Consider the following 7,219-nt stretch of genomic DNA (forward strand, 5'->3'; position numbering starts at 1 on the left):
ACGTCTATCTCAGCGCCTCACCGCCGATTGCTGCAAACGCGCCCTTTTGCACCTGCGCCTTCCCGAACTCGATAAACGCGCGAATATTGCGGGACTGATCGGCATTCTGTGCGGTCAAAAGCCCCATGCGCAATGATCGTACATCGCCACTGATTGGCACCGATCGGATCATCTGCCCGTCTGGTGACATGTCGCTGCGTGGGCGGACGGTTGCAATGGAGTATCCAAAGCCATTGCCAACCATCGACCGCATCACAGCCATATCTCGCGTCCGCTCTGCGATGTTGGGCCTGACACCATGTGCATCAAACAGAGATAGAAAATACTCCGTACTGATCGGCAGATCCATCAGCACCATCGGCCAGTCGGCCAGTTCTGGCAACGACACTGTTTCGCGATCAGCGAGCGGATGCTGCGGATCGAACAAAGCGAAGGGGCGCAGCCGAACCAGACCGCTAAATTGCAAATCAGCCGGGATATCCATGTCGTAAGTCAACGCCACATCAATGTCGGATCGGCGCAACGCATCAAACAGCGCGGCCTGGTCCATCTCACATTGGTTCACCTGTATCTCGGGGAAATCCGCCACAAACTCCCTACGCAGCCGTGGCAAAACCAATTGCGCGAAGGTCACAAAACAACCAATCGTCAGTGCACCTCTGGCCGTGGTCGAAACGTCGCTTGCGATGTCAGTCAGAACATGAGCCTCGGCGAGAACCCGATGGGCCTGCTCCAAAACGCGCCGGCCTCCGCTGGTCAGCGCGAGGCCCTGCGCATGCTGGCGGACAAACAACGGGATCCCAAAATGGCTTTCCAATTGCGTGATCGCCGATGAGATCGAAGGCGAGGACACGCTCAGCTTTTGTGACGCGCGCGATATGCTGCCCGTTTCCCCCACCGCGACAAAATACTCAAGCTGGCGAAGGGTGAACCGTGGCATTTGATGCTCCTGAGGGACTTTGCTGAGCAGCATCAAATCAGCTCCGATCAGGCGGTACCAGCCTATTTACGCATACTGCGCCGTGCTGAACGCCGCATCCTGTTTGGCAAGCCAGGTTTGGAAATCCCTTATCGTCCCCTCATAATCATCCGCAGCCAATGGCCCCTCCAGCGCGTGGGCCGAACGCAACGTCACTTGCATTTTTTCCAACTTCTCACGGTCTTCTCGGTTCACTTCTTCCCAGAGTTTGACGCGCTGCTGAATGGTGTCATCGCTCAGATCATCGCCATAAACAGACATCGTCCATTTTACTCGGATCAGATTGGCGTTGATTGGAAAGATCGACAGCGAAACGAGAAGGCTGGCCGCTTGGCTTACTACTTGCGTCGGAAAAATAGAAAACAGTGATGAACGCTGTTTCTCAGCATCGCTTAGCCCCGGCGCCCCGTCTCCGCGTGACTCAATGTTTTCGGGGTAATTTGCAGCGTAGGATGTATAGCCATCGCCGCTGACCAGTTTTCGCGCCAAGCCCGACGGTGTGTATCCATGGAGCGTCTGGGGATGCACCACACTCAGATGATACCCCTCCATGAAGTTCTCAACCAGGCATTTCCAGTTGGTCTGCCATTCTTCCTCGGCCGAATGAACCACGCGGAATTTGTCGGTTTCATAGGGCGCGAGCATCTGTTCGAGGTCCGGGTAGCTGAACGGCGCGGCATCGGGGGATAGGTTCACATAAATGAACCCGTTCCAGACCTGCACATTATGTTCAGGCAGGCGGCATGACTTTGGATCAAACCCTGCGTTTTCCATCCGTGGCGCGCGCAACAATGCACCATCGCGCCCATACATCCACGCGTGATATGTGCAAATGAACCGCTTCTGATTGCCTTTCCCCTCTGCCAGCGGCATCCCACGATGGCGGCAAACATTGGCAAGCACGCGCACTTTGTCATCGTCGCCACGCACCACCAAAAGAGGTTCGTTCAACAACTGAACGGTAAAGAAATCGCCGGGCTCGGCAAGCTCGTCGAGGCGACCAAGGCAATGCCAACCGTTTCTGAGCACGGTGTTGGCTTCGTGCTCGAATTGCTCTTGCGACGTATAAAAGGCACCGGGCATGCCCATGGGCCGATCTTCTGGCAAGGCGGCAAGATCCTGTAGTTTTTCGCGCAATTGTGTCATCTATGCCTCCTGTTGTAGCAAAATAGTCAGATATCGCCCGGCACGCCGTAGGACGGCGCTTCTGCCGGTGCCAGGGCCCGGCGGACATAATCGTTCAATTGAGGTTTGTAGATCTCCCAAAGGTGATCCAAGGACGCGATTGGGCAGTCATCGGTCCAATCACAGCGCAGATCCGCAACCGGCCAACTGACGTTGCTGACCAAAAGCAAACCCGCAGAATGGACCGGCCCGGCCTCGCCTCCAGCGGCGCTCCCCGCTCTGAGCGCATCAAGCAAGCGGTTTCCCAGATGGCCTTCACTGCGTTCAAATGCATCTACGATGGCTGCGGGGACGTCGGCATTCGCCAAAAGGTTCCCGGCAGCAGCAACGTCTGTGCCTTCTGCCTGGCTCCAAATGCCCAAAGCCTCATGGCCTGAATGAATTGCTGTCCTGCCGGTCGTATCGATGGCCAAGAGCTGTCGATATTGCGCATGCTCTTCCTGCTCTGCCGTAGCAGTCACAGCCTCCGTCGCGGAGGCACCTGCCTGCATTCGCTCCAACGTCAGAGGGCCAAGGCTCGGGTTCGTCACATTCTGGCTCGCGACAGCCCCAACGCCAGCGCGCGCAAATGAGCAACGCGCAGCAACCGCAGGAGACGAGGACGAAATCGCGACCCCGAACATGCCAGTTTCAGCGCAGCGGGCAACAAGGGAAAAAGTCATGTCATCAGTCCGGAATTACAGCGGTTGCATCGATTTCAACCAACCACTCTGGTCGTGCCAGCGCCTGCACCACCAAACCCGTCGAAACGGGGTGCACACCTTTGATGTATTCGCCCATGGTGCGATAGACAGCTTCTCTGTGTCGGACATCTGTGATGTAAACGACGACCTTGACCAGATGAGTGATGTTGCCACCCGCCTCTTCGATCAGTTGACAGATATTCTGCATCACCTTGTGCGTTTGCTCTGCGGGGTCGTGACTGTCGATATTCACAGCGTCATCAAGGTTTTGCGGACACTGCCCACGCAACCAGATGGTACGGCCACCGCGTGTCACCACCGCTTGGCACAGATCATTGTCCAATGCCTGCTCTGGATACGTTTCCTTGGTGTTAAAGGGACGAATGCGCGTGTGAGTCATCAGCCGATCTCCGCTTGGCAGCCTGCATCAATGCGCGCCATCAAGTATTTGGCAAAATCAAAATTGGGCCGCTCCAAATGGCTCAGATGACCAGGTTCGGCCAGGTTGGAGCGCAAACCGTTATAGACTTTCTCGGTGCAGCCCCGGTCTTCGACATTCACATCATCAAGCAGCGTCTTGAGCTGGACAAAGTTCTCTTGCGCATCTGGATCGTCTGCAAAATCATTCGACATACCGCCGCCAAAGCGAATGTGAACCTGTCCTGGCCCTTTGGGGTGCAATGACAGATACCAGAAATAACCGGGGGTGAGGGTGATCATCAGACTCGGATAAAGCGCGAGCAGGAATGTGGTGCGCCGCTCGTCACCAACCAAACGATCATTCGAAGGATGAGCCATCGCGATGCCCAGCGTCTCATCCTTCAAAATCGTATGATAGTTGAACGCATCGTGACCGGGCGGGCAGACCATATCTTCCAGCTTTGACAATCCGCCAATGGTCCCGGCATGACAAACCGGCAGATGGTAGCTTTCCATGAAGTTCTCGGCCAGCACCTTCCAATTGGTGTCCCAGACATGCTCTTCGTAGAACGCTTCGGTGTAGTTCGTCATGTTATAGCCATCGATCATCTCGGCGACCTTGGACAATTGCTCCGCGACTGGGCGCGCGTCCGGATCCAGGCAAACAAACACCCAACCCAGCCACTCCTCACAGCGGATCTGTGGCAATGCATAATCCGACTTGCAGAAGCTTTCGTTCAGTGTCATCGCGGGGGCACCCCGCAATTTTCCATCAAGGTTGTAAGTCCAGGCATGGTAAGGACAGACAATTGTCTTGGCGCGCCCCCGGCCATGCAACAATGTCGACATGCGATGTAGGCACACATTGCTCATCGCGCGCAGGTCACCAGACTGATCCCGCAAGACCACTATGGGTTGGCCTGCCAATTCACAGGACACGTAGTCTCCCGGCTGCGAAAGCGCATCGACCCGCCCCACACAATACCAATCCTTCCGAAAGATATGGGTCAGCTCTTCTTGCACGAAGGCTTCAGAGGTATAGACCTCGGTGGGCATCGCGCGCGCCTGTTCGAAGGGTACCGAAACGGTGTCTCGCAAGGCGGTGACGGGGTCGACATGGTCTTTGGCCATGAAACGAATCTCCTTGTGCGGGCGCTGGTGGGCTGGCGCGGACAGATCAATTTTCGGGATGCTGCACGGCCTGAGGCGCAAAAAAAACCATCACACTTCCTTACCGTTGGTTAGCCATTTTCTAACTCTGATTAGCCTGTGCAAAATCAATGGTTCGCAAATCCCTCGTTGTTCCGTCCAGCCGCCCGGCATTAGCTGGAGGCAAACAGCACACGACGGAGGAATCCCGCGATGCAAAAAATCGATACAGTGGTCATCGGCGCTGGTCAGGCGGGTATCGCAACAAGCGAACATCTGAACACACATGGCATCGATCATGTGGTCTTGGAACGAGATAGAATTGCTGAACGCTGGCGGAGCGCCCGGTGGGATTCTTTGGTCGCAAATGGCCCTGCCTGGCATGATCGCTTTCCAAACATGACGTTCTCTGTCGACGAAGAAAGCTTCGCATCCAAGGATGACGTGGTGCGCTACTTTGAAGACTATGCACGCATGATCGAAGCGCCGGTGAAAACCGGTGTGCAGGTCACCAGTGTTGTACCGCACACCGATCGACCGGGTTTTGCAGTAACGACACCTGATGGGAGCTATGACGCGCGCCATGTGGTCAGCGCGACCGGTGCCTTTCAAACTCCTTCGATCCCGCCAATTATTCCAGAGCACGCTGAAATACATCAAATGCACTCAACGAGTTACCGCAATCCAGACGCGCTGGCGGATGGGGCAGTCTTGGTCATCGGCGGAGGCTCTTCCGGGTCACAAATCGCAGCAGAGCTCAATGCGGCAGGGCGCCAGGTCTACTTGTCGCTTGGTCCGCATGACCGGCCGCCGCGGCGCTATCGCGGCCGAGACAACGTTTGGTGGCTCGGCGTTTTGGGAATCTGGAACCTCGACACCCCAGCACCAGGCACGGAACATGTGACCATCGCCGTGAGCGGAGCCGAGGGTGGCAAGACCGTTGATTTTCGGCAAATGGCCAATCGGGGTATCACGCTACTTGGCATGACCGAGGGGTGCGAGAATGGCGTGCTGCGGCTGGCCGATGATTTGAAGACCAATCTGGATGCCGGAGACGCAAACTACCTGTCTATGCTCAAGGCCGCAGATGAGTTCGCGCAGACAAACAGCCTTGATCTGCCCGATGAACCTGACGCCTGGAACATACCCGCAGATCCCGAATGCGTTGCGTCGCCCATCCGAACTTTGGATTTGGCACAGGCCAATATCACCACAATCATCTGGGCGACCGGATTTAAATTCGACTACGGCTGGCTGAAGGCTGACGCTCTTGACCCCCACGGTCGGCCTGTGCATCAGCGCGGCGTATCGAAGGTTCCGGGTTTGTATTTTGTCGGGCTGCCCTGGCAGTCACGGCGCGGCTCGTCATTTATCTGGGGAGTTTGGCATGATGCCAAATTCATCGTCGACCAGATTGCGATTGATAACGCCTATATGTCCTATCACGCGCATCGCAAGATGGTCGCTGAATGAGACTGAGGTCCGGGCCACGCCTGCTGCATCTTTCAAGCTGACGATGACGCGGCCCACCTCAGACCGAGGTTTTGGCCAGATAACACGGGTGACAGACAGTCCGCTCAAACAGGCTCAGCGCAGGGCGGACCTGCGCTGAGCCTGTTGAGGAGTGTGAGATGCAGATGTCTGATCCGGCCCCTCGGCGAGCCAATTATTTAGCTTGCTTCGCTGAGCCAACCGTCATCATCGACACCAGATGGAAACGGAGCCTCGGACAGATCATCATACGCCTCACCAACCGGTGAGTTCGACAGCTCAGCGTGCTGATCATCCGTTTGAAATTTTGACACAAGACTCGCCAATTTATTGGCATCGGCGTTCAACATATGGCCCGCGGCCGTCGCCTCTTCGACCATCGCAGCGTTTTGCTGGGTGACCTGGTCAAGCTGCGTCATGCCGGTGTTGATCTCGTGCAAACCTGTGGCTTGCTCTTCGGCGCCGGTCGCAATTTCAGACACAAGCCCGGCAATATGGTTGACCCGCTCCATAATCGACTGCAGCGCTTCTCCGGCTTTGCCGACCAATTCCACGCCGCTCTCAACCTGTTTCGAACTCGACGAAATCAGGGTTTTGATCTCCATCGCTGCATCAGAAGATCGCTGCGCAAGGGCTCGCACCTCCGAGGCCACAACTGCAAATCCACGACCCGCCTCCCCAGCCCGAGCGGCTTCAACCCCTGCGTTCAGCGCCAAAAGGTTGGTTTGGAACGCAATATCATCGATCACACCGATGATCTGCGAAATATGGTTGGAGCTCTGTTCGATCTCCGTCATCGCGGCCACAGCATTATTTACTACGACACCACTCTCTTCGGCCTCGCTTCGCGCCGTGCTCACCGTTTTCTCGACGTTGCGCGCCCCTTCCGCTGCGGATTTCACGCTTGCATTGATTTCGTCGATCGCAGCAGCGGTCTGTTCCAAGGTTGCCGCCTGGCTCTCGGTGCGATGCGAAAGATCATCAGAAGCCTGACTGATTTCCGCAGCTCCCCCTTGAATGGAACTGGACGCTTCGATCACCTGCCCAACCGTTTCGTTGAGCGTATTGAGCGTGCCGTTGAAATCCACGCGCAGCTGCTCGTAGCCTTCGGCCAAGGGCTGTTCGATGCGCGCAGTCAAATCCCCCTGCGACAGGCGAGACAATCCTTCACCTAGGTGTGGAGCCTCAATAGGTTGTTCCGATTTAATCGTAACCGGCTGATTGGTGGTTTTGATTTTAGGGCCGCGTGTGGTCTGTGCCAATTGTAGAGATGTGTCCAGACGGGCAGATCGGCGGCGCGGTCGTCTGAGGT

6 protein-coding genes and 2 pseudogenes are annotated in these 7,219 nt (G+C 56.2%); 1 reads left to right on the plus strand and 7 read right to left on the minus strand.

The features are described 5' to 3' along the window. Positions 1-4: 4 nt before the first annotated feature. From Q0C28_RS02320 to Q0C28_RS02340, 5 genes are all read right to left on the minus strand, one after another. Positions 5-940 (minus strand): LysR family transcriptional regulator, encoded by a 936-nt coding sequence (locus Q0C28_RS02320; RefSeq protein WP_293573035.1) that lies wholly within the window; start codon positions 938-940, stop codon positions 5-7. Positions 941-1,006: 66 nt separating this feature from the next. Beyond that, positions 1,007-2,125 carry an SRPBCC family protein gene (locus tag Q0C28_RS02325; RefSeq protein ID WP_293573036.1) on the minus strand — a complete coding sequence of 373 codons (1,119 nt, stop codon included), beginning with the start codon at positions 2,123-2,125 and terminating at the stop codon, positions 1,007-1,009. A gap of 26 nt (positions 2,126-2,151) precedes the next feature. After that, positions 2,152-2,826, minus strand: a complete 675-nt coding sequence (locus tag Q0C28_RS02330; RefSeq protein WP_293573037.1) for a DUF1028 domain-containing protein — start codon at positions 2,824-2,826, stop codon at positions 2,152-2,154. Between the two features lie 4 nt (positions 2,827-2,830). After that, positions 2,831-3,247, minus strand: coding sequence for a RidA family protein (locus tag Q0C28_RS02335; RefSeq protein WP_293573038.1), 417 nt, complete (start codon positions 3,245-3,247; stop codon positions 2,831-2,833). After that, positions 3,247-4,398, minus strand: coding sequence for an SRPBCC family protein (locus Q0C28_RS02340; RefSeq protein WP_293573039.1), 1,152 nt, complete (start codon positions 4,396-4,398; stop codon positions 3,247-3,249). The genes Q0C28_RS02335 and Q0C28_RS02340 overlap by 1 nt, the downstream gene beginning before the upstream one ends. A 231-nt stretch (positions 4,399-4,629) precedes the next feature. Between Q0C28_RS02340 and Q0C28_RS02345 the strand changes: the two genes are divergently transcribed. After that, entirely contained in the window at positions 4,630-5,889 is a 1,260-nt protein-coding gene (locus Q0C28_RS02345) for an NAD(P)/FAD-dependent oxidoreductase (RefSeq protein ID WP_293573040.1), read from the plus strand. Positions 5,890-6,086: 197 nt separating this feature from the next. Here the strand turns inward: Q0C28_RS02345 and Q0C28_RS02350 are convergent. Both Q0C28_RS02350 and Q0C28_RS02355 read right to left on the minus strand, forming a co-directional pair. Further along, positions 6,087-7,082, minus strand: a pseudogene (locus tag Q0C28_RS02350) (methyl-accepting chemotaxis protein); the annotation flags it as partial. Next, positions 7,079-7,219 (minus strand): annotated as a pseudogene (locus Q0C28_RS02355) (IS481 family transposase); the annotation flags it as partial. The pseudogenes Q0C28_RS02355 and Q0C28_RS02350, both read right to left, overlap by 4 nt.

This window comes from Phaeobacter sp., assembly GCF_022825805.1.
Classification (GTDB): Bacteria; Pseudomonadota; Alphaproteobacteria; order Rhodobacterales; family Rhodobacteraceae; genus Phaeobacter.

Excerpts from the sequence above, each read along its gene's own strand:
- Q0C28_RS02320 (WP_293573035.1), bottom strand. The coding sequence starts at position 940 with ATGCCACGGTTCACCCTTCGCCAGCTTGAGTATTTTGTCGCGGTGGGG.
- Q0C28_RS02325 (WP_293573036.1), bottom strand. The coding sequence starts at position 2,125 with ATGACACAATTGCGCGAAAAACTACAGGATCTTGCCGCCTTGCCAGAA.
- Q0C28_RS02330 (WP_293573037.1), bottom strand. The coding sequence starts at position 2,826 with ATGACTTTTTCCCTTGTTGCCCGCTGCGCTGAAACTGGCATGTTCGGG.
- Q0C28_RS02335 (WP_293573038.1), bottom strand. The coding sequence starts at position 3,247 with ATGACTCACACGCGCATTCGTCCCTTTAACACCAAGGAAACGTATCCA.
- Q0C28_RS02340 (WP_293573039.1), bottom strand. The coding sequence starts at position 4,398 with ATGGCCAAAGACCATGTCGACCCCGTCACCGCCTTGCGAGACACCGTT.
- Q0C28_RS02345 (WP_293573040.1), top strand. The coding sequence starts at position 4,630 with ATGCAAAAAATCGATACAGTGGTCATCGGCGCTGGTCAGGCGGGTATC.